General features: G+C 28.8%; 25 protein-coding genes and 1 riboswitch. Of the genes, 5 read left to right on the top strand and 20 right to left on the bottom strand.

What is annotated here, in order from left to right; all coding sequences use genetic code 11:
• Positions 1–42: 42 nt before the first annotated feature.
• Positions 43–975: a phosphatase PAP2 family protein gene (locus IC213_RS00570; RefSeq protein WP_227862619.1), complete on the bottom strand. Its 933-nt coding sequence runs from the start codon at positions 973–975 to the stop codon at positions 43–45.
• Positions 976–1,063: 88 nt separating this feature from the next.
• On the bottom strand, positions 1,064–1,591 hold the full coding sequence (hpt, locus tag IC213_RS00565) for a hypoxanthine phosphoribosyltransferase (RefSeq protein WP_227862618.1): 528 nt from the start codon (positions 1,589–1,591) through the stop codon (positions 1,064–1,066).
• Between the two features lie 228 nt (positions 1,592–1,819).
• Between hpt and IC213_RS00560 the strand changes: the two genes are divergently transcribed.
• Positions 1,820–2,896 (top strand): pyridoxal phosphate-dependent aminotransferase, encoded by a 1,077-nt coding sequence (locus IC213_RS00560; protein ID WP_227862617.1) that lies wholly within the window; start codon positions 1,820–1,822, stop codon positions 2,894–2,896.
• Between the two features lie 119 nt (positions 2,897–3,015).
• Here the strand turns inward: IC213_RS00560 and IC213_RS00555 are convergent, their stop codons facing one another.
• The 3 genes from IC213_RS00555 to IC213_RS00545 all read right to left on the bottom strand — a co-directional run bounded on the left by IC213_RS00555 (position 3,016) and on the right by IC213_RS00545 (position 5,408).
• On the bottom strand, positions 3,016–4,227 hold the full coding sequence (locus IC213_RS00555) for a dicarboxylate/amino acid:cation symporter (protein WP_227483798.1): 1,212 nt from the start codon (positions 4,225–4,227) through the stop codon (positions 3,016–3,018).
• Between the two features lie 375 nt (positions 4,228–4,602).
• Entirely contained in the window at positions 4,603–4,986 is a 384-nt protein-coding gene (locus IC213_RS00550; RefSeq protein ID WP_227862616.1) for a BlaI/MecI/CopY family transcriptional regulator, read from the bottom strand.
• A gap of 32 nt (positions 4,987–5,018) precedes the next feature.
• Positions 5,019–5,408, bottom strand: coding sequence for a BlaI/MecI/CopY family transcriptional regulator (locus IC213_RS00545; protein WP_227862615.1), 390 nt, complete (start codon positions 5,406–5,408; stop codon positions 5,019–5,021).
• A gap of 220 nt (positions 5,409–5,628) precedes the next feature.
• A riboswitch (cyclic di-GMP riboswitch) is annotated at positions 5,629–5,725 on the top strand.
• A gap of 35 nt (positions 5,726–5,760) precedes the next feature.
• Between IC213_RS00545 and IC213_RS00540 the strand changes: the two genes are divergently transcribed.
• From IC213_RS00540 to IC213_RS00525, 4 genes are all read left to right on the top strand, one after another.
• Positions 5,761–5,937 (top strand): hypothetical protein, encoded by a 177-nt coding sequence (locus tag IC213_RS00540; protein ID WP_227483801.1) that lies wholly within the window; start codon positions 5,761–5,763, stop codon positions 5,935–5,937.
• 82 nt (positions 5,938–6,019) lie between these two features.
• On the top strand, positions 6,020–6,223 hold the full coding sequence (locus IC213_RS00535; protein ID WP_227483802.1) for a hypothetical protein: 204 nt from the start codon (positions 6,020–6,022) through the stop codon (positions 6,221–6,223).
• Between the two features lie 461 nt (positions 6,224–6,684).
• A complete protein-coding gene (locus IC213_RS00530; protein WP_227483884.1) occupies positions 6,685–7,044 on the top strand; it encodes a DUF3796 domain-containing protein in 360 nt (119 codons plus the stop codon).
• On the top strand, positions 7,044–7,247 hold the full coding sequence (locus IC213_RS00525; RefSeq protein ID WP_021384460.1) for a helix-turn-helix transcriptional regulator: 204 nt from the start codon (positions 7,044–7,046) through the stop codon (positions 7,245–7,247). Before IC213_RS00530 ends, IC213_RS00525 begins: the two co-directional genes overlap by 1 nt.
• Before the next feature lie 390 nt (positions 7,248–7,637).
• On the opposite strand, the gene IC213_RS00520 is transcribed toward IC213_RS00525, so the two are convergent.
• The 15 genes from IC213_RS00520 to IC213_RS00450 form a co-directional block, all read right to left on the bottom strand.
• Complete coding sequence (locus tag IC213_RS00520; protein ID WP_227483883.1) at positions 7,638–9,254, bottom strand: DUF6765 family protein; 1,617 nt, start codon at positions 9,252–9,254, stop codon at positions 7,638–7,640.
• A gap of 269 nt (positions 9,255–9,523) precedes the next feature.
• Complete coding sequence (locus tag IC213_RS00515) at positions 9,524–10,339, bottom strand: N-acetylmuramoyl-L-alanine amidase (RefSeq protein WP_227862614.1); 816 nt, start codon at positions 10,337–10,339, stop codon at positions 9,524–9,526.
• The gene (locus IC213_RS00510) at positions 10,339–10,596 is read right to left on the bottom strand and encodes a phage holin family protein (protein WP_167653770.1); all 258 of its coding nucleotides are present in this window, start codon (positions 10,594–10,596) and stop codon (positions 10,339–10,341) included. The genes IC213_RS00515 and IC213_RS00510 overlap by 1 nt, the downstream gene beginning before the upstream one ends.
• A gap of 16 nt (positions 10,597–10,612) precedes the next feature.
• Positions 10,613–10,843 carry a hemolysin XhlA family protein gene (locus tag IC213_RS00505; protein ID WP_021385516.1) on the bottom strand — a complete coding sequence of 77 codons (231 nt, stop codon included), beginning with the start codon at positions 10,841–10,843 and terminating at the stop codon, positions 10,613–10,615.
• A 130-nt stretch (positions 10,844–10,973) separates the two neighbouring features.
• Positions 10,974–12,671 (bottom strand): glycine rich domain-containing protein, encoded by a 1,698-nt coding sequence (locus IC213_RS00500; protein WP_227862613.1) that lies wholly within the window; start codon positions 12,669–12,671, stop codon positions 10,974–10,976.
• Between the two features lie 136 nt (positions 12,672–12,807).
• Positions 12,808–12,990, bottom strand: coding sequence for a hypothetical protein (locus IC213_RS00495; RefSeq protein ID WP_227862612.1), 183 nt, complete (start codon positions 12,988–12,990; stop codon positions 12,808–12,810).
• Positions 12,990–13,289, bottom strand: a complete 300-nt coding sequence (locus tag IC213_RS00490; RefSeq protein ID WP_227862611.1) for a hypothetical protein — start codon at positions 13,287–13,289, stop codon at positions 12,990–12,992. Before IC213_RS00490 ends, IC213_RS00495 begins: the two co-directional genes overlap by 1 nt.
• Before the next feature lie 12 nt (positions 13,290–13,301).
• Complete coding sequence (locus tag IC213_RS00485) at positions 13,302–14,942, bottom strand: glycine rich domain-containing protein (protein ID WP_227862610.1); 1,641 nt, start codon at positions 14,940–14,942, stop codon at positions 13,302–13,304.
• Positions 14,943–14,959: 17 nt separating this feature from the next.
• Positions 14,960–15,760, bottom strand: coding sequence for a phage tail protein (locus tag IC213_RS00480; protein WP_227862609.1), 801 nt, complete (start codon positions 15,758–15,760; stop codon positions 14,960–14,962).
• Positions 15,753–16,400: a YmfQ family protein gene (locus IC213_RS00475; RefSeq protein WP_227834508.1), complete on the bottom strand. Its 648-nt coding sequence runs from the start codon at positions 16,398–16,400 to the stop codon at positions 15,753–15,755. Before IC213_RS00475 ends, IC213_RS00480 begins: the two co-directional genes overlap by 8 nt.
• The gene (locus IC213_RS00470; protein WP_227862608.1) at positions 16,397–17,533 is read right to left on the bottom strand and encodes a baseplate J/gp47 family protein; all 1,137 of its coding nucleotides are present in this window, start codon (positions 17,531–17,533) and stop codon (positions 16,397–16,399) included. Before IC213_RS00470 ends, IC213_RS00475 begins: the two co-directional genes overlap by 4 nt.
• Positions 17,534–17,541: 8 nt before the next feature.
• Positions 17,542–18,000: a DUF2634 domain-containing protein gene (locus IC213_RS00465; RefSeq protein WP_021425965.1), complete on the bottom strand. Its 459-nt coding sequence runs from the start codon at positions 17,998–18,000 to the stop codon at positions 17,542–17,544.
• Complete coding sequence (locus IC213_RS00460; protein WP_227862607.1) at positions 17,975–18,340, bottom strand: hypothetical protein; 366 nt, start codon at positions 18,338–18,340, stop codon at positions 17,975–17,977. The genes IC213_RS00465 and IC213_RS00460 overlap by 26 nt, the downstream gene beginning before the upstream one ends.
• Positions 18,333–19,295 carry an XkdQ gene (locus tag IC213_RS00455; protein WP_227862606.1) on the bottom strand — a complete coding sequence of 321 codons (963 nt, stop codon included), beginning with the start codon at positions 19,293–19,295 and terminating at the stop codon, positions 18,333–18,335. The genes IC213_RS00460 and IC213_RS00455 overlap by 8 nt, the downstream gene beginning before the upstream one ends.
• Positions 19,292–19,963, bottom strand: coding sequence for a LysM peptidoglycan-binding domain-containing protein (locus IC213_RS00450; protein ID WP_227483871.1), 672 nt, complete (start codon positions 19,961–19,963; stop codon positions 19,292–19,294). Before IC213_RS00450 ends, IC213_RS00455 begins: the two co-directional genes overlap by 4 nt.
• Between the last annotated feature and the right edge of the window lie 56 nt (positions 19,964–20,019).

The raw sequence follows: 20,019 nt of genomic DNA, 5'->3' as shown, positions 1-20,019 counted from the left end.
TCTTAAAATTAAATTAGTCTCTATACAATAGTACAAATTAAATTAATTTAATTTCAAAATTTTAAATAATGCAGGAGCTCCTGCTATTCCATAAAAAACAACCAATGTATACTTAATAAAATTCATGAAAATTATACTCATACTAGAGTCACTTATATTTAAAGCCGTTATTAATATTGAAATCAACACTTTAATAGCAACATATAAAATTCCTATTGTGACTATTCCAATCAAAAACCTGCATATTCTCGAAAATACTATGTTTTTGCTCTTTTTATTTTTATTACTAAAATTAATCTTTTTATTATTATTTTCTGTAGTAAATTTAACAAACTTATCTTCAACTATATACCCAAATATAAATCCTACTAGAATACCAAATTTTTCAAAATATTCAGGGCTTTTTAGAAATATTGCTATTAATATAAATGGGATGAGTAATGCTACAAGAAAAATATATTTTTTATTATCATCGATATAGTCAAATACTTTTACAAATACAATGGTAAAAAATATGCCAAGTATCCAACCAGCAATTACATCTATAGGCCAATGAACAGCCAAATATAGTCGAGATAATCCTACTCCTAAAACCATCACTGCACCCAACAAACGTATATAGTTTCTTTTAAATATAGTCATAATACTAACCCAAAATGTAGTTGCAGTTTGAGTATGTGCACTTGGAAAAGAGTATCCTCCAGCGGTAGAAACTCTCAGTGATTCAAGACCTTTTATACCTATTGGTCTAGGAGCTTTTACAAATTCTTTAATACCTAGGTTCACAATAAAATTTCCAACTATCGCGAACAACATTTTTTGTCCACATTTTTTATTTATACACCAATATATAACTGCTGTAATTAATATCAATAATGGTGCTTCTGTACTTACTGTAAATACAAGAAATATAAAATTTAAAATTGGATTTCTTAAACTCTGGAAAAATAATAATATACTCAATTGAATATCCATACTGATGTCTCCTTTACTAAAATTTTATATACTTAATTAAAAAGCACTAACTCCTACAGAGATTAGTGCTTTTAATTCACATTTAAGTCTATTCTACATCCTCAACTATACCTATATAAGGTAAATTTCTGTATTTTTCAGCATAATCTATTCCATAACCAACAATGAATTTATCTTCTATAACAAATCCAACATAGTCTACAGGTATATTAGCTTTTCTTCTTTGAGGCTTATCAAGTAGAGTGCATAATTTTAGAGATTTTGGATTTCTAGTTTTTAAAGCTGCAACTAGATTACTTAATGTTAAACCAGAATCTATTATATCCTCTACAATTAACACATTCTTTCCTTCAATATCTACATCTAAATCTTTTAATATTTTAACTGTACCAGAAGATTCTGTTGAATTTCCATAACTTGTAACACTCATAAAATCTATATTTACATCTAAATCTATACATCTTATTAAATCTGAAACAAATACACTAGCTCCTTTAAGTATACCTACTACTAGTAAATCTTCACCTTTAAAATCTTCTTCTATTTTTTTACCTAATTCATAAACTTTTACTTTTATCTGTTCTTCTGTCAACATTTTTCCTGTAACTTTGTACATCTTGAATCCTCCCGCTTTCCATCTATTAACCTATATATTATAGCATACTGAAATATCAATTAAAATCTTTTTCATCATTTTTAAACCTAAATTAACAGCTTATCCATACTTTTTTGCTTTTTCTCTTAAAAATTTGGAATAAATATTCCTTTGTATTATAATCTATATGTAAATATATTAATCAGTTATTTTTATTAATTATATAATTTTATTTTTGGAGGTACTTTTATGAGCACAAATCATGGAGCTAATTTATATAGTTTATCTAGTAAGTATGGCTTTTCAAAAGAAGAATTTATGGATTTTAGTTCTAATATAAACCCTTTTGGTACATCAGTTTTAGCCAAACAATACATTGTAAACAATATAGATATAGTATCTATGTATCCTGACCCTGATTACATAGACTTAAAAACTTCTATATCTAACTACTGTAAGTGTTCTATAGATAATATAGTACTTGGTAGTGGAGCTACAGAATTAATTTCATCTTTTATACATACAATTAACCCTAAACAAGCTCTTTTACTTTCTCCTGCTTATTCAGAGTATGAAAAAGAACTATCTAAAATTAATTGTTCTATAGATAAATATTTTGCTAATGAAGAAGATAATTTTCATATAAAATTAGAAAATCTTATAAAGACTATTAATTCTAAAGACTATGATTTAGTTGTAATCTGCAATCCTAACAATCCAACTGGATTTGCATTTAACAAAATAGAAATAAAAGAAATATTAAAAAACACAAATAAATTTTTAATGATTGATGAAACTTATGTAGAGTTTACTGATACAAATATATACTCTTCTACTCAATTAGTCGATGATTATTCTAATTTATTTGTTATAAGAGGAACATCAAAATTTTTTTCAACACCAGGCATAAGACTTGGATATGGACTTATATCTGATAATGCTGTTAAGAATAAAATAAATAACAACTTAGATTTATGGAATATCAACATAATAGCCTCTAAGATGGGAGAAATAATGTTTAGAGATTCAAACTTTATCTCTAGTACTATTTCCTTAATGAATACTGAAAGAAATTACTTACTTGGGGAGCTTAAAAGCATAGACAGCCTAGATGTATATGATACTCAAGGTAATTTTATATTATGTAAAATTAAAACAAAGGAATTTACTGCTAAAGCTCTTCGTGAGAAACTAATTCCTCAAAAGATAATAATAAGAGATTGTTATTCATTTGAAGGTTTAGATGAATACTTTTTTAGAGTATGTATATTAAAGCCTGATGAAAATAAATTATTAATATCATCTCTTAAAACAGTTTTTAAATAGAAAAATACTAGATACAGATTAGCATAAAGAATACAAAAATATATAATTACGAAAGACTTATAATTATAAAAAAATGAGCTATCTCTTTTTGAGATAACTCATTTTTATTTATTAAGAAATTAAGCACTTTGCTTTTCTTTATTTCCTTTTTTACTCATTCCATCATTTATTTTATCGACAACTACTGCTATTGCATTATCTCCTGATACATTACATGCTGTACCAAAACTATCTTGAGTTAAGTATAAAGCTATCATTAAGCTCGCAAGACCACCATCTGATGGTATTCCAACCATTGGTAAGAAAGGAAGTGCACTCATTATAGCTCCTCCTGGTGCTCCTGGTGCTGCAACCATTGCTATCCCCAACATTGCAATGTAAGGGAATAATACATTGATTCCATGAGGCATACCATTCATCATTAAAACTGCTGTTGTAAATCCAGTTATAGATATCATACTACCTGATAGATGTATTGTTGCACAAAGAGGTACAACGAATTCTCTTATTTGTTTACTTACACCATTGTTTTCTGCACAACCAACGTTAACTGGTATAGTTGCTGCTGAAGATTGAGTACCTATAGCTGTTAAATATCCAGGTATTTGATTTTTTAACATTTTGATTGGATTCTTTCCTGAGAATGCTCCTGCTGCTGTGAATTGACATGCCATGTATACAAAGTGTAATGGTATTACAACTAAATAAACTTTCCAGAATACTCCTAATATTGTCCATACTTGTCCTGCTATAGTTATATTTGCAAAAGTTCCTGCTATATATAATGGTAATAAGGGTATAATTACTGTTGACAACGTTTTCGTTACTATTTCTTGGAATTCTTGGAAGAAATTAAATAGAACTTCTCCTTTTCCATGATTTCTTAAAGCTGATATTCCAAGTCCCATTACAAATGCAAACACTATTGCTGCTGTTACATCTACCATAGGCTCTAGTGGAATTGTAAATATTGGTGCTAACATTCCTGCTTCTGGGTCTCCAATTTGACTTGCTACACTTGCATCAATAAAATTTGGAAATATTAACATAGATACTGCAAATGACAATACTCCTGCAATTAAAGTAGAACCATATGCTATTCCTGTAGTTATTCCTAATAACTTTCCTGCTCCTGTTGCTAAATCAGCTATCCCTGCTGTTACAAATCCTATAATTATAAATGGTATGACAAACTTTAAGAATGCTGAGAATAAAGTACTAACTGTTACTAATATTTGAACTATTATTTCTGGTGCATAACTTCCGATTAAAATACCGACTATGATACCGATGATTAGTTTAGGCACTAAACCTATCTTTTTCTTACTCATAATTTTTCCCTCCATAAATTTTTTTAGATTAAGTATTCTTGTACATTGAATACTTTGTCAATCATTGAATCCCCCCACTTCTTATGATAATAGAGTTTTATCTCTCCGTCAACATTTTAACCATTTTTTGTTAATAATAAAAAGAATAACACTTATAAAGTGTTACTTTTATTTATTTTATTTTTTTATATATGGCTATTTTTCAATATTTTTTAATGTTCAGACTATTTATTTTTTTAACTTTTGTCAGTTAGATGTCAGTAAAATATTTTATCCACAATTTTTATATAAGTTTTCCACAACTTATCAACACAACTATCCACAGCAATAAAAAAGGTAGCAACTATTTATATAGATGCTACCTTTTTGTATCTATTAATCTTCATCCTGCCAAGTTTTTATCCATTCTCCTATTTCTAGTATTTTTTCTTCTGTTATTTCCTCTTTATCATGTAGCTTTGAAATTAGTTCTGAGATAGGATTATTATGTAAACCTCCAAAAATTCTTTTACCTTCCAATTTTAGATATTCTTTTTCTTTAACTAATACTGTATAGTGTACATGTTTTCCAATTCGCTGAGATATTAAAAAACCTTTTTTAGTTAGTCTAGTTAAAAGTGTAATTGTAGTTGTATGTTTCCAGCCATACATTTTTTCTATCTCATCTGCAACATCTTTCGATATTACAGTTTTATAACCAGAATTCCAAATAAATTTCATGAGTTTCAATTCTGCATCTGGTAATTTTTTATTCAACATAATATTTTCCTTCTTTCTATATAAACATAAAATTATCTTTTTACTATATTTTGCATATTTTTTATAAATCTTTTTAATTTTTCTTCTATAACATTATTTATTTTATGTATCGTTGTAAATATTCTTATAAAAAAGTTATTATCTCTAATTGTATTTCTTTCTTCTTTTCTAGCACTTAAATATTCTTTTTTAGTTACTAGTACCTTATAATTTGATTTAAAACCTGTCCTTTTCTTATTTAATACTTTCATCTTTACTAATCTTTTAAGTAAAATTTCTGTAGTGCTTTTCCTCCATTTATACCTCTCCTGCATTGCTAATATTATTTCTTTTTTAGATAGAATAGACTTTTTCCTCCACATATATTCCATCAATATCAATTCCCCTCTACATAGTTTGTCTATTACCTCTTGTTGCTCCATTTTTATGTCACTTCCTCAAATTCAATCTAGCTTAAATTAATAATAGGAGCTTTTTTATACAAAAACTACAGGTAAAATTTACCATATATTCAACCCATTTGTTTTATTCTTTAAGGCGAAATAATTTTCATATTATTAAGATAACTATTAAAATTTTTAATTTTCTGACAGGTACGTTGAATAATAATTAATTCTAATGTATCATTGTAATTGTAGAATAAAACTAAATCAGCAAAACTAGAGAAATTTAGTGACGTAAAGCTATAGGGACTAAAACTTATAAAATTAATTATAAGTTATGTCAGCCAGTTGCCAAAAAGATATATTCTTTTTGTTTTTAGGGAGGTGAACAATGTATATGGGAAAAATGGATATGTGTACACACATATTAACAGCTTATATAGGTGATTCATATGATTATTGTGATTTTATAGATACACAGTTAAATGATTTTATACTAAAGTACGGAGAAAATGTGGTAGAATCTTGCCTACATCAAGTGATGATATTGATAAGTAGGTATAATTAAATGGAATTTGTTTTCTAGAATAACCCTTTTTAGTTTTATCTACAATTTAAAATAAACTGTTGCTAAAAGAAAGGATTATAATATGTGTGCTTTTAAAATTTCCATACTAAAGAGAATTATAAATAATAAGCAACTAGAAGTTACAAGAAGTTTTGATTTAGATAATCTTATTTGTACTGCAAAAGAAATATTAGAAGAAAATGAGATTGATTTAATAATTACAGATGAAAAAAACAAAATTATTTGGAAAAATAAAAAAAGCACTCCCGTCCATGAGAATGCTTAATTGCAACTATAGAAGTGTATTCGTAGTACACTTCTATTTTTTTATTATATCACATAATTTAGGTTGTTAAAAAGAACTATTTAAATCAATTTTAAGGTGTATTGAGTAATGTTCTTGACAGTTTTATACCTTAATGTATTTCAAAAAAAATAAGCACTCTTTTTATAGGAGTGCTTTGGTGTATGTTAATGTATATATCTAACACAATTATAACATGTCTTATGTTTTAGTATGATAATTTTTGTTCGTTTTATTGTTACAACTTCTACTATAGTTTTATGTATTTCTTTTTAAATAATAAAAAACTACTTATTTTATTAATAATATAGATAAGTAATATTTATAAAATATTTTTTTATATTAAATTTATTTTTTATATTGCATGACAACCATAAAATGTTATATATTCTTAACAAGAAGTTAAAAATACATCACATTACATAGTATGGGAGGAATTATTAATGAAAAATTTTAAAGAACTAAATAAGCTTGGATTTTTAGGTTTCTTAGGTTTTCTAGGGCTAATTGGTATATTATATAATGGTGAAATACATACAATTAGCTTCTGTGCGTTTTTTGTTTTCTTTAGATACTTTAATATAATGCCAGATGAATTATTTAAAGAAAATTTAAGAAAAGCAGCAACACCAGCATTTTTCTTAACACTTACATCATTATCAGCATCTATGGTTATATCTATTATTTCAGATAAAACTTCTAATATAGAAAATGGACTAGGAATTAGCTTTTCTATAGCAATGATTAGTTTTATAGGAATTTTCGCATATCTACAACATAAAGAAGGAAAAGGATTAGAATAATGATAATTCGTTCAAAGACTAAAGAATATAGAGCAAGGTACAATATGAATCAAGAAGAACTTGCATCATTGGTAGGTGTAAGAAGAGAAACTATTGGCAACCTAGAAAACGGAAAATATAATCCTTCATTGAAACTAGCATTTGATATTGCTAATGTATTTAATGTAAGCATAGAAGAAATTTTTGAATATATAAAGGATTAACAACTTAAAGCAAGAGAATTGTAATAATAAAAATATAGTTCTCTTGTTTTTATGTTATAAAAAATGATATTTCTAGTTTTATGTATCCTGTTAATATTTGTAATATTTTATATACTCTTTATACTTATTATTGATATACTTTAATTAAGAAGATTAAATATAATATAAGTTGGTGGTTATTTATGAAAAAGAATCTAAATACTTTTTTATGGTATATATTAGGTATATTTCTTTCGGGCTTTATACTATCATTGATATTTGGAAAATGGCTATACTTAGTTTCTTATATACCTACGCTTTAAAAGGTAGCAACTAACGCTAGTTGCTACCTTTTAATCTATCGATTAAATAAAAATTTCTAATTTGGCTTTTAAACATTCTTTCATGTAATTATTTCATACAAGCAATCCCTAGACAATCTAAATATCTTTTGCTATACTCTGAACTAAATTTATATACTGAGTATGAACCCTGAAGGGCAAATATTTGTTTACCAGATTCTGGTTCTAGAGTAAAGTTTCCATATTTCTTAAATGCTCTTTCTTCTCCTGCTGTTATAGTTTTTCCTTTTTTAGTTAAAAAAGTTATTTTACCTATTGTTCTAGCTGGTATAGGTAAACCAGTAAACCATCCTATAGAACCACTTATTTTAATTATGTAATCATCTGCATCTAAATCCATAGATACTATGCTACCTCCAAAAGGTTCTCCATGTAGTTGAGTTTTATATTTTCCATCATACACAAACTGTATAGCATCAACTATAAAAGCTCCTCTAAGTATAATCTTTGTTAATTTATTTCTATTTTTAGCAAATTGGTTGTCATCAAAAGTCTTGAATTCACAATATTCACTACACATTTCTTCTAACTTTAACACCTTTTCTTCTAAGAAATTACTTACATAATCCACATGTTTCTTGGCTACTATATTAAAATAATAATAGTTAGTTTTTTTCTTATTAGAAGATTTTTCAAATTCATTTTTCCATTTGTTTTTATCAAAGTTATCTAAAGAACTATATCCTAAAGCTTTTATTGCTTTTTTCCATGCATCTGACTGGTCATCTTTTCTAGTTGTTATTACTTTTGTAACTTCTATTTTCTGATTTTCTGTTAAACTCTCATATTGATTTAGGCTAAAATCAGTACCATTCTTAATACACTTTAGTGCATATACCATTTGACAAAATGCTTTAAAGAAATTATCTTGATTATTTTTTTGTATCTTCACTTTATCATCAGTACAACTCCAATTTGGAACATATCTGTAATTAAGATATCCATAGTCTGGTATATGACCCATTCTTCCATGTCCAAGATATGCAATTCCTTCATATCCACCAACCTCAGGAGTACCAGAAACATTAATAGCATGCCAGCTACCATTACGATATTCTTCTGCTTTAGTCCATTTAGTTTCTTCTATGTATTTACTTTCTTCTGCTATAAATTCTTTAACATCATTAATATACCATTCAGGTCTTCCAATAAAATACATGTGTGCCCATGTATCTGCAAGTACATGCATTCTCATTCCAATAAATTGTAATTTATATTCTTCGGTACTATGAAAATAGATAAGGTCATTTATAATAGAAGAAACAGTTTCACTATTTGGTAAACACATTAATCTAAATCTTCTCTCATCTCCATCTTTAAATTTCCAGTTTGTTGTAAGTCCTGTACTTTCTTTAACTCCATTATATTCATATTGGTTGTTCAAATTTCCAGGTAAAAAATGAAATGGTATCCATACTTTTCTTATTTCATTCAAACTATCAAGATTCCATTTATAGCCCCATGAAGTAAAATCTGCATAATATTTTTCAAATTCTAAAGTTGTCTGTACTGTAGGTAGTGTAAAATTTACATCTTCAAGAATCATACTCTTAGTTGATTCATCCACATATTGAGCAGCATAAGCTATTGTATTTGCATCAGAATCATTATAACCAGCTATTTTAGCTGCAAGATATGTACCATAATAGTGAAAATCTAAATTCATAAAATCACCTCTTAATTTTATTTTAATAAATAATTATATGTGTACTTATATATAATTATTTATTAAAATAATAAATTAAATATTCAAAATATTCAACACTTGCTGTCTAACTAGTCATCAAAAACGCATAAATAGTCAAAAAACATATTTTTTCTAGAAATATATGTTTTTATAAATTTAATAAATATATTTATAAGAAAAAATAGATAAGAAAAACTTTGATATAAATTTTTCTTATCTATATACTTGTTTAAATAAAACTTTAAAACTTATAATTTTTCTTTTACAAATTCTCTAGCCTTATCCATTGTTGACCACACATCATCAGCATATATCTGAGTAAACTTTTCTCCTGTGGTCTTACTCATTTCTTTCATCTTATTACAGGTTACTCCACCAATTACATACAGATTTTGCGTTTGGTGTGGCTTATAGTCTTTTATATCTGTAACTAAATAACTTTCTTTTAATCTCTTGTAATATAATCCTAAAAGGTCTGCTGATACTTTATCATCACCACTGTACACTATTGTATGTTTATATCTATTGTAATTATTTTCTTCTGCTGAACTTATATGTTTAGTTATAGCTTCTACTATTGCGGTAGCTAACTTATCAGCTCCTAATTCCAAATATTTATTCGCATCTTCACTATCTACGAAGCATACTTCTATTAACATACTTTTAGCTTTAGTTTTATTTACTACATATAACCCACTTCCATCTTTTACTCCTCTATTTGTAAATCCTAAATCAGAAATTTTTTTACAAACATCTATAGCATCTTGATACTGTTTACCTTTATAAGTATACACTTCGCACCCTTTACCACCACCTGCGTTAAAGTGTATTGATATGAACCAATCCAAATCCTGTCTATTTGCTTGTGCTGTTATTTTAGACAAACATTCTGATTGGGTAGATGCTTTATCTATAGTACAATCGACTACATTATTACCTAATTTTTTTAATTTATCTATTACTTTATATCCTACATTTCTAGTTTCTGTTGACTCATTTATTTTACCTATAGCTCCACTTCCTGGTCCTGTTTTTGTATGTCCACAATTTATACCTATTTTCATTATTTCTCACCATCCTTTAACTGTTTGTAAGTTTGATTTATACCTATTGATATACCCCAACAAATTACTCCTTGTAAGACTGCACTAGGATTTAGTCCTAACATCCATATTGAGAAACCTATCCCAAGTGCTAATAACACTACTGGAATATACTTGTTATCTAATTGTTTATATTTCTTACATCCTGCTCCTATAACATAAAGAGCAGCAACTAAAATTAGTAACTGCTCTGGTATGAAACTTATTAAATTATCCATTTATTTTCCTCCTAATTTAAAATATTCCTCTCTGTATTGCAAATATAAAGAACCCTACTAGAGTTGTAATCATTGTCCCAATTAACCACTTTAACATGCTTGTAAGTGAGTTTAGATTCTCGCACAATGCTTTTAATTCTGCTTTAGATTCTATATTCGCTATCTTTAATTCGTCTATTTCTTCTCCATGTTTATTTATTCTTGTTTCATGTCTTTTTAAATCTGCGTTGAAAAGTTCTTCATTCATGAAAACCTCCTTATTTGTATTAAAATAAGACTTAGAGGTTATCTAAGCCTTATATGTTATTAAAACTTCTTGTATCTTGTATGATAAATTTATTAATTCTACATATTTATTTTATTGTATTTTAGATTATCTATATATATTTAATAGCAAACCAATCAAAAGTAGCTCCAGGATTACTTCCAGTAAACAAAAATGGTAAGAATACTCTGTCATTATACATACCTACAGCATTATCATTAGTTTCACTACTTTGATTAATCTTGACATAATAATGCTTATCATAAGAACTATTTCTGCGGTCAAGAGAAGCACAATAGCAAAAGTTAGGTTTACTAGTTAAATTAGAATCAAAAGCAATAGTATAAAAGTCATAATAACCCCCTCCTGCCCCCTTAATAAAAACAACATTTGGTTTAAATCCAATATTAGTTAATCTAATCCCAGTAACTTTAATTGAACTAGTATCATTATCATAATAACTAACATATGCTAAATTACCAGAAGACGTCTCAACAGTAGTAGTACCACTTTTAAACTTGCCAATTTTACCTTGTAATTGTGTTATAGTGTTATTGGCTTGTGTTAACTTATTTGTTAAGTCCTGTAAGCTAGCGTCTCCACTATCAAAAGACGATTTAATCTTCTCAGATAACTCTACTAATGTATTATTTAAACTTGATTCAATATTTTTCAACCCTAATACATTTATAATAGAAGTTTTTCCATTGATTAAACCATCTTTCATTTCGCTAACTTTTGTTGCTATGTCTTGTAGACTGGCATCATCACCTAATGGCATTATATTCTTGCTTATACTTAATACTTTTTCTACTGTAGCATTAGCACTGTCTGTAACAACTATTTTAAGTGTGTGTAGTGCATTGTCTGTAAGTTCATAGTTTATTGTTTTTTCTGTTGTTAAATCGGTTGTGATTGTTTCTTTTAATATATCATCTATAAATATTTCTATCTTAGTTAGTAGTGCAGGGTCTGTGTGCTCTGCTTTGAATGTTGCTTGTGTATAGTTATAAGATGATACTGTTAAAAGTGGTAATGCTTGAAGTAATGTTATTTGTGCATAACCATGAGTGCCATCAGTATTTGCTCCTGCAACACTTTCAACATTTTCTAAAAAATATTCATAAGTTGGTATATACCCTTTTGGTTTGTAACTATCTTTGGTTAAAGCATAACTACTTCCTCCTCCGCCACCACATGTAACACTATAGCTACAACCACCACCATACCAACCGCCACCACCACCACAGTAAGCAATATATTTAGTACCAGCAGGTGTACCACCAATACCAAAAACACCATTTCCATCTTCAATAGAACTTATTCCACCTTGAAATTGAGTACCACCTGGGGTATGAGTATTATTAACACCTTTACCAGTAACTCCTTCAAAGCCACCACCAACACCAGCTTTGATAGCAGTAGAAGAAGCACCAAAATAAACGCCTCCACCTCCTCCTGCTACAATTATACGTGATAATAGCCCTTGTGGATTATCCCAATCACCTCCAACAAGTCTTATATCAGTAGCTCCACCTCCACCAATAGAATTACCACGACCACCACCATTAAAAGAGTTAACAGTGGAATTACTACCTAAGCCAACTTGACCAACATAAACATAAAACTTAGTACCTTTTTTTAATATCAATTCACCACATGAATAACCACCATGACCGAATATAGCGTCAGATGGAGGATTACCACCACGACCACCACATGCACCCCAACATTCTAATTTATATTTACCAGGCTTTAATGTAATACTTTGTTCACTTCCCGTATAATTAAATTCATAAACTGTTGCCATTTAATACACCTCTTTCTTAATTTATGGTTTTATTGTACCTAATTTTAAAACCATAAACGTCTGCAAAGTGTAGATGAAGTGTAGGCAAAATGTAAATTAATTTATATATTTTGGGGAATAAAAAAAAGAACATTATCTATTTTGTAAGTTCTGTTCCTTCTACTACTCCACTTTCTTTAATTATATAATCTTCTACAGCCTTTCTGTACTCTGTGTTAGTTACATCATCTAACTCAAACTCTCGATTTTTTAAAGGGTTCAATCCTTTGTTTAATATTCTCTCTGCTAGTATTCTTACTACAACACTATTTACATTCATTATAAAATTCCTCCTACTTTTTCATTTTCTGCAATTAGTAATTGATTTTCTAACTCTTGTATTCTCTTTTCTTCTTCTGTTAACTCTACTTTTATTTCTTCCAAAATTGGTTCTTTTGTTTCTACATTTATACCTATTAGCCTATTTCTAGTATAATCTATACTTCCATATGGCAACTCAATAGAATCTATTTTAGGAATATTGATATCTATACTATTACTTACTGTTTTTTCTCCATAAAACATTAATATATCCCCTGTATCATTATCATAAAAAACTATTCTTCCTATATTTTTCATATATTAAACCTCCTACAAACATTTAATAGCATAATAAAAATAATATTTATCATTTAAAGAATCTCCAGGCATAGCCGCAGAATTAAATCCAGTGTCCCTAATTTTAGTACCATAATAACTATTAATATCATTTTTTGAATAAGCATAAGAGTTTTCATAATCAGAGGAGATAATACTCCAACGACTATTAGAAGTGTTAAAACAAGCATATATTGAGGGAGTTAATATAACAAAAAGTCGACCTCGTGTAGTCCAACATTCATAAATGACAAAATCTGGTTTAAACCCACAATCAATCATCCAACTTTTAGTAATATCAGTACTATAGGCAAATTTATATTTAGAATTTAATCCACTTATTTGAGTATTTAACTGAGTTATAGTGTTATTTGCTTGTGTTAGTTGATTTATTAAATCCTGCTCACTAGCGTCTGAACTGTCAAAAGAAGTTTTTATTTTCTCTGATAACTCCACAAGTGTATTATTTAAACTTGCTTCTATATTCTTTAATGCTAAAGTATTTATAATACTTGTTTTACCACTTTTAAATGTATCTTTAATTTCTATCCATTTGCTTGTAACCTCCTCAGTTGTAGAACCACTTGGAAGAGGTGCAATTCCTTTACTTATACTCAATACCTTTTCTGCTGTAGCATTGGCACTATCTGTAACAACTATTTTAAGTGTGTGCAGTGCATTATCTTCTAATGTATAGTTAATTGTTTTCTCTGATGTTAAATCTGTTGTTATTGTTTCTTTTAATGCATCATCAATAAACCACTCTATTTTAGTTAATAATGTAGGGTCTGTATGGTCTGCTTTAAATGTTGCTTGTGTGGAGTTATAAGAGGATATAGTTAAAAATGGTAATGCCTGTAATAATGTTATCTTGGCATAACCATCTGCTTTAGTAGTATTACCACCAACAATCATAATAACATCACTAAGATAATATTTAGATGTAGGCGTATATCCAGATGGTTTATAGCTATCTTTAGTTAACACATAACCACTTCCACCTCCTGCTCCACCAACTCCTATTATAGCAGAGCCACCAAACCAGCCACCTCCACCTCCGCTTCCATCTCCTGTTATAACGGAACAACCTTTTCCAAAACTTCCATTTTCTGTACTTACACGACCGATACCACCTTGGTATTGTGTACCACCAGGGCGATGTGTAGAATTTGCGCTATATCCATTACCTCCTTCTAATCCACCTCCTGCACCACCAGTATAAGGATAATATGCACCACCACCTCCACCAGCAACAATTATACGAGAAAGCAAGCTTTGAGAATTATCCCAAGCATCTCCAACAGTTCTTATATCAGTGGCACCACCACCGTACATAGAATAATAAGTACCCATAACCTGTTGATTTAAATAACCTTTACCTCCACCATTAAAACCTTTTTTAGTGTTATTACTAGTAGATGAAGAAGCAAAACCAGTTTCCCCAACATAAACATACAATGTAGTTAGTTTATTTAATGTAAGTTCGCCTTTAGAATATCCGCCTCTAGCATTAGTATCCCAAGAAGAATTATTAATACCGCCAGAAGCACCATAACACTCCATTTTATATTTGCCAGGTTTTAATATTACACTTTGTGGTGAACCTGTATAATTAAAATTCCATACTGTCTGCACCTTATCACTCTCCTTTCTTAAATAGGTAACATATCATTTTGTATAGATATATTAACCTCATTAAATCTTTCTATCTTTGCAACAACCTCATCAATCGCATTTTGAACATTTGTAGCAGTAAGATTGCTTGTTGCATTGTTATAACTTGTTTTCTCTGCTGTTGTTTCTATACTATCTACACTAGTTTTTACCTCATTTAATGCACTAACTATATTTGTTTTATCTGTTGTAGTAAGTTGTGTTGTATCACCTATCTTAGTGTTAATCTCTGTCTTAGTAGTTTCTATGTTGCTCGTTAACTCTGTTTTAGTTGTATCAATTTTAGTATCTAACTTATTGATATTTATTAATATCTTTTCTTCATCTTTTTTAGTTAAAAATATCGCAGTTGGGTCAACAACTAAGGTTACTTTCTCTACATTAGATACCTCTATGATAAATTTCAAATACAAATCTTTCATAGCTCCATTGCCAACTTTTGGCTTGTATGTTTCAGGACTTTTACAAATTGCAATCATATCTCCTTCATTATCTATGAGAGCCATTTCTCTAACTGTAAATCCACCTATTGAACCAGGCACACATGCTGTTGCAATAATCCAATTAGGATTATTTTCATCCTTGTCAAAAGCATTTATATTACCTTCCCAAACTTTATTTTTTAATGCTGTTTGGTCTTCTGTTGGATTGTAATAGCTTCCTCCTCCATCACCTGCTTGAATCTTCTCTAGTACTACTGATTTACCTAGCATTCCTGCATTAGCAATTTTAGCTTTACCTATATTCGTAAGTATAGTGTAAAATTGTTCATCAGCCATTTATACCACCTCCTTTTGGATACACTGTTAATATTTCTGAACTCATGTTATGAGCTAATGCAAACTTAGCTTTAACATTAGCTTTTACTTCTTTACTTGAATAAGGATATACTGTTATTTCTTCACTCATAATTGTTGTTTGTGCAAAATAAGTTTTACTTTTTAATAAAGATACTAACTTATAACTTACAGATAGATGAGAAGGTTTTATAACATTTACTCTCTTATATAAATCTTCTAAATCTCTAGGAAAACCTTGAGTACTGGTTAATTCAACACCAAAAGTATATGGAGATATGTTTTCATTTATTTTTATATTTGCACCTGTATAAGATTGAAGTATCATAGACATTCTTTTAGGTGTCATAATATATTTGCTTTGAAGTTTAGCAATGACTTTTCTTCTCCTAGTTTCTATATGTTCATCTAAGTTAGTAGATAAACCTACTCTATTTTCCCAAAAACTTAAACCCCACGTTGCAGTCTGAGGAAATAATTGTAATTCTATTTCTTTATTTAATAACTCTAAATTATCAAATTCACTTCCTATAGCTTCATATAAGCTTTGCATTATGATAGATTGTTCATATATTGGTGACAATGTAAGAAGCATTTCTCTACCTTTTTTAGAAGCTATCATCCAACCACCTCGTTAACTATTTCCCCTACTCCGACCACTTGGTCCTGCAATTTTATATTTTCTTTTACATCATTTATAGTAAGATTAGAAAAGTCCTGTATGCCTTCGTCTGTCAACATCATAGAACCTACTATAGCCTGTATAGCATTGTATGAGACTGTTCCACCTAAATCAATCTTATCTAAATATTTGTCTATCTTAGTTTTTAGATTGTTTAATACTGTTTCTTCACTAAAACTGTTACTAAATATAAAACTAGCTTTTACATTAATAAGTAGTATTTCGGGTGTTACAACTGTTACTAAAGCCCCAATAGGAGCTTTCCCGTCTCTATTTTCTTCTTCTGATATATTTAATGGATATATATATTCTTGGACCTTATCTATTAATTCTTGTGTTGCTGCTTTCCTATTTTTATCTAGTATTAATACTTTTACTGTCCCTGCTCCATTCCATTCGGGAACTACATAAGCATATCCAACTCCATCTACTTCTTTAGCCCATCTTATATAATCTGAATTAGCTCCACTAAGTTTGTCTTCTTGCTCTGCTACAAGAACTCTTTCTCTAAAATGTTCTTCGTCTTCTATATCTGTCCCACCTTTGAAATCTTCTTTATTATTAACAGATTTAATTCCATTAATCGAATCTAATAGAACAGTTACAGTATTTTGAGATACATTTCCTATAGTTCCAGTTTCTCTACATTCTGCTTTAATATCTACTGTTTCATTTTCTCCTATACTTTTAGTTTCAAGAAGCTCAAACTCTATGCTTTGTTTTTCATCAGTTGCAATAGTGGTTACTACAGTCCCTTTTGCAATGATAGTTCCTTGTACACCTGTAAATGTAACAATGCCAACCGATTTAGTTGGTTGATTTTTAAATACTCCCTTACATTCACCAAGCCACTCTAAATAAGTTCCATAGCTAGTTTGAGGAAATGCAATCTTTAAATTATTTTGTAGCCCTAGTTGTTTTAACTGTGCAACTTCTTCTGCTGTAGGTCTTGTTGCATCATAAACAAAATCGCCTTCCAAAATAGAAACATCTTGAAAGTTACTTAACATCCTTTCGTGTATTGCTTCCTCATCTTCTGTTAAAAATACTGGTATAGGTAGTTCTCTTTCCATATAATCACCTACCTTTTTATATTGCCATCAATTACTATATTTTCATCATCTATTGTTAGTACATCAAATTCATAATTAACAAGCCTACTATTTTCAAGCCAATTGAATATAAAATTACTCACTTCTTTTGTATATGGATGAACTAAAATAGTTTCTTTTATTAACCTAGATATTTCAAGCTCTTTAGCACTTTGGGATAAGTTACTAGCAATTAAATCTTTTATTTCACTTCCATATACACTAGAATAAGCTGACCGTTTGTATCTGGGTGTTAATATAGCTTTTTGACACCATTGTTTATATGCCTCTACCTTGTTACATCTTTTTAATGTTCCATCTGCATTTTTGACAAATTCACCTTTTATAAAATCAAATAAAAAAGAACCCTTTAGGTCCAGTTCATTTTCATTATTATTTTTTAATTCTACAGTTTCAAAAGTTTCATTTTGTGGAAATAGGTTTGGCATTTACAACCCTCCCAATTACTACAAATTCAGCCCCCATAATAGCTACTAATACATTATCACCTATATCTAGTGGCTTTAATTCTTCTGGAGTTTCTATTTTATGTTTATGTCTATATTCTGCACCTAACATTTCATCTGAAAGAGTAAAATAATCTTCTTTTAATGTTAAATTCTCTAACACTAAATAGTCCTGTATTTCATCTTTATAACCATTCACCTTAAGACCATTTGTTGTTATTTCTGCAAGTGAACAACCCATTCCAAAGACTCCATCATTAACACTTTTATTCATTTTTTCTTTTAATATTCTAGCAACTCCATTGAATCTAGCATCAGTCATTGTTATAAAATTTCCTCCTTATATAATCTAAAGTTCCTATATTGAGCTTCATTTTTGGTGTAGAGTCTAATGTATGAGTGACATCTATAACATAGTATTCTCTTCCTTTTAGAGATACCTTGTCACCTGCTCTTATTCTGTTTATGTCTACTGCACAATCTACACTTATTGTTTCTTCGCCCGAATTAAACATTGCTTCTGCTACTTTCTTAGCTTCTTTTGCATTAGTTATCTTTTCATCTTGTTTAATCTTTTGTAGTGTTCCATACTTATCTGAGTCCTTCTTATATGTGCCAATGATAGGTGCTTTTGTATTTTCATCTTTACTCTTACCTAGCACTTTTACGGAAGTTACTGCATCATTAAAACTACTTATAAAGTTTGCATCTTCTAATATACTATCTAATTTATATACATTTGCATTGGTCCCAAGCTTAAATAATTTCAATTTATTATCCATTCTTACTCTAAATAAATCTCCACCCTTACTAGCTGTTTCCTTTAAATCTTTTTTAATCATATCTAGTATATTAGTCTTATGTATTACTTTAGCAAGTTTCTTCCCTGTATTAGCTAGATTGTAGTAAGGTATATTCCATTGTTTGCAGTAATATTCGATTCTCTGTGTTGCTGTATTTTCTTTAAAACTATATTGTTCTTCTGATTCTTCCATATAGACTGTTCTTTCTCTGCAAGACAATGTCAGTTTCTTACTTTTTTCACTTCTTCTAGTTTCCCATATGACTCCATCGAAGATTGTTTCTTCTTTTTTACTCTCATACGCAATGTCAATTAGAACTATTTTATCACCTTTTTTAATCCCTATATCTTGCAAAGTTTTAGTTTCTATTAAGGATACATCCATTTTATATGCAACTCCATCTATAGCTTCTGAAAGAGTTATTCCTTCATTAAAATTTGCAATGTCATATTTATTATTTAGTATTATTTTCATTTAGAAGGTATCACCAACTTTTGTCCTTTTTTAATAATATTTGGATTTTTACCAATAACTTTTTTATTTTCAGGTATATTATAAATTTCTTGCCACCTTGAACCTTTACCTAGAAATTTCTTTGCAATACTCCATAAAGTGTCTTTAGATGTAACTGTATATATTTTTGCTGATGATTGAGTATTAGGTCTATTATCTTTTAAATCTGTTTTAGTATTACTTTTAGTTTCTTTTTTTAATGTCTCTATTTTTAGTTCTCTGTAAGTTCTAAATGTTATCTCAATGTCTCTGTCTTCTTCTCTTCCTGCTGTTTGAGTATTGCTAAAACTAGATATTGTAACTAATCCATTGTAACCAAAACCAGTCATTATAAGTCTTAGAGGTTCGGCTTGGTCTACCCATTTTTCAAGCATTGCAACTATTTCAGTAGGATTTTTTAACTCGCCATATCTGCAATAAGAAGCATCATATAAGTTAGGTAAGAATGTCTTGAATGATATTTCTCTTATCTTCTCTCCTTCTTTTTTAATGTCAAATTCACCTAGATTTACTATATCTACAGTTTCAAATCTTTTTTCTTTTTTTATAGATAAAGAATCTTGTGGATTTACTGGAAAATGAAAATCTATTTTTTCTTTTTCATTTTTTAGGTATATGTCTATTACCAAGTTATCACCTCTTTTTTACAATAAAAAAGCACTTACTCTTAATAAGTAAATGCTTT

This window comes from Clostridioides sp. ES-S-0049-02 (assembly GCF_020658465.1).
Classification (GTDB): domain Bacteria; phylum Bacillota; class Clostridia; order Peptostreptococcales; family Peptostreptococcaceae; genus Clostridioides.
Note: the sequence above shows the minus strand (reverse complement) of the source record. Positions and strands in the feature narration are given on the sequence as shown.

Excerpts from the sequence above, each read along its gene's own strand:
- IC213_RS00570 (WP_227862619.1), bottom strand. The coding sequence starts at position 975 with ATGGATATTCAATTGAGTATATTATTATTTTTCCAGAGTTTAAGAAAT.
- hpt (WP_227862618.1), bottom strand. The coding sequence starts at position 1,591 with ATGTACAAAGTTACAGGAAAAATGTTGACAGAAGAACAGATAAAAGTA.
- IC213_RS00560 (WP_227862617.1), top strand. The coding sequence starts at position 1,820 with ATGAGCACAAATCATGGAGCTAATTTATATAGTTTATCTAGTAAGTAT.
- IC213_RS00555 (WP_227483798.1), bottom strand. The coding sequence starts at position 4,227 with ATGAGTAAGAAAAAGATAGGTTTAGTGCCTAAACTAATCATCGGTATC.
- IC213_RS00550 (WP_227862616.1), bottom strand. The coding sequence starts at position 4,986 with ATGTTGAATAAAAAATTACCAGATGCAGAATTGAAACTCATGAAATTT.
- IC213_RS00545 (WP_227862615.1), bottom strand. The coding sequence starts at position 5,408 with ATGGAGCAACAAGAGGTAATAGACAAACTATGTAGAGGGGAATTGATA.
- IC213_RS00540 (WP_227483801.1), top strand. The coding sequence starts at position 5,761 with ATGTATATGGGAAAAATGGATATGTGTACACACATATTAACAGCTTAT.
- IC213_RS00535 (WP_227483802.1), top strand. The coding sequence starts at position 6,020 with ATGTGTGCTTTTAAAATTTCCATACTAAAGAGAATTATAAATAATAAG.
- IC213_RS00530 (WP_227483884.1), top strand. The coding sequence starts at position 6,685 with ATGAAAAATTTTAAAGAACTAAATAAGCTTGGATTTTTAGGTTTCTTA.
- IC213_RS00525 (WP_021384460.1), top strand. The coding sequence starts at position 7,044 with ATGATAATTCGTTCAAAGACTAAAGAATATAGAGCAAGGTACAATATG.
- IC213_RS00520 (WP_227483883.1), bottom strand. The coding sequence starts at position 9,254 with ATGAATTTAGATTTTCACTATTATGGTACATATCTTGCAGCTAAAATA.
- IC213_RS00515 (WP_227862614.1), bottom strand. The coding sequence starts at position 10,339 with ATGAAAATAGGTATAAATTGTGGACATACAAAAACAGGACCAGGAAGT.
- IC213_RS00510 (WP_167653770.1), bottom strand. The coding sequence starts at position 10,596 with ATGGATAATTTAATAAGTTTCATACCAGAGCAGTTACTAATTTTAGTT.
- IC213_RS00505 (WP_021385516.1), bottom strand. The coding sequence starts at position 10,843 with ATGAATGAAGAACTTTTCAACGCAGATTTAAAAAGACATGAAACAAGA.
- IC213_RS00500 (WP_227862613.1), bottom strand. The coding sequence starts at position 12,671 with ATGGCAACAGTTTATGAATTTAATTATACGGGAAGTGAACAAAGTATT.
- IC213_RS00495 (WP_227862612.1), bottom strand. The coding sequence starts at position 12,990 with ATGAATGTAAATAGTGTTGTAGTAAGAATACTAGCAGAGAGAATATTA.
- IC213_RS00490 (WP_227862611.1), bottom strand. The coding sequence starts at position 13,289 with ATGAAAAATATAGGAAGAATAGTTTTTTATGATAATGATACAGGGGAT.
- IC213_RS00480 (WP_227862609.1), bottom strand. The coding sequence starts at position 15,760 with ATGGCTGATGAACAATTTTACACTATACTTACGAATATAGGTAAAGCT.
- IC213_RS00475 (WP_227834508.1), bottom strand. The coding sequence starts at position 16,400 with ATGATAGCTTCTAAAAAAGGTAGAGAAATGCTTCTTACATTGTCACCA.
- IC213_RS00470 (WP_227862608.1), bottom strand. The coding sequence starts at position 17,533 with ATGGAAAGAGAACTACCTATACCAGTATTTTTAACAGAAGATGAGGAA.
- IC213_RS00465 (WP_021425965.1), bottom strand. The coding sequence starts at position 18,000 with ATGCCAAACCTATTTCCACAAAATGAAACTTTTGAAACTGTAGAATTA.
- IC213_RS00460 (WP_227862607.1), bottom strand. The coding sequence starts at position 18,340 with ATGACTGATGCTAGATTCAATGGAGTTGCTAGAATATTAAAAGAAAAA.
- IC213_RS00455 (WP_227862606.1), bottom strand. The coding sequence starts at position 19,295 with ATGAAAATAATACTAAATAATAAATATGACATTGCAAATTTTAATGAA.